The sequence below is a fragment of the Streptomyces niger genome, assembly GCF_000718305.1.
Lineage (GTDB): Bacteria > Actinomycetota > Actinomycetes > Streptomycetales > Streptomycetaceae > Streptomyces > Streptomyces niger.
This window is the reverse complement of sequence record NZ_JOFQ01000056.1, coordinates 1-885: the sequence shown is the minus strand read 5'-3', so window position 1 is coordinate 885 and position 885 is coordinate 1. Positions and strand designations below refer to the sequence as shown.

1 protein-coding gene is annotated in these 885 nt (G+C 70.1%); it reads left to right on the top strand.

Annotation, left to right across the window (positions count from 1 at the left end):
- Nucleotide 1: 1 nt before the first annotated feature.
- Nucleotides 2-885 (top strand): IS481 family transposase (locus IF20_RS36865; RefSeq protein ID WP_234427008.1); only part of this gene is annotated, 884 nt, incomplete at its 3' end.

The following is an 885-nucleotide window of genomic DNA, read 5'->3' as shown; positions in this document are numbered from 1 at the left end:
GCTGGTCGAGCGGGTCCGTCTTGGCCGTCCGGTCGCGCATGTCGCGGCCGAGATGGGCGTCTCACGGACCACCGCACACAAGTGGCTCCGACGGTTCGCGGCCGAGGGCGAGGCCGGCCTGCTGGATCGGACCAGCAGGCCGCACCGGACCCCGCACCGCACCGCAAATTGCCTGGAGGATCGGGTCTGCCGACTGCGGACGACCCGCAAACTCGGTCCGGCCCGGCTGGGTCCGATCCTGGGCCTGCCGCCCTCCACCGTCCACCGGATACTGGTCCGGCACGGCCTGAACCGTCTCGCCTTCTTGGACCGGCCCACCGGAACCGTGATCCGCCGCTATGAGCGCGCCCGCCCCGGCGAACTGCTCCACGTCGATGTCAAGAAACTCGGCCGCATCCCCGCCGGCGGCGGCTGGCGCATCCACGGCCGGGCCGACAGCCGGCTCACCAAGACCGGCGTCGGCTTCGACTACATCCACTGCGCCGTCGATGACCACAGCCGCCTGGCCTACAGCGAAGTCCACCCCGATGAGAAGGCCGCCACCTGCGCCGGCTTCCTGCGCCGAGCAGCCGCCCACTTCGCCCGCCACGGCATCTCCCACATCGAGCGGGTCCTGACGGACAACGCCTGGTCCTACCGCAAAGCCACCGCCTGGCAGCAAGCCCTGGCCGAACTCGGCGCGACCGGCAAACGCACCCGCCCCTACCGGCCACAGACCAACGGCAAAGTCGAACGCTTCAACCGCACCCTGCTGGATGAGTGGGCCTACCTCCGGCCCTACGCCAGCAACGAAGAGCGCACCGCGACCCTGGACGACTTCCTGCACACCTACAACTACCATCGCTGCCACACCGCACTCGGAGGCCAGCCACCCATCACCCGCGT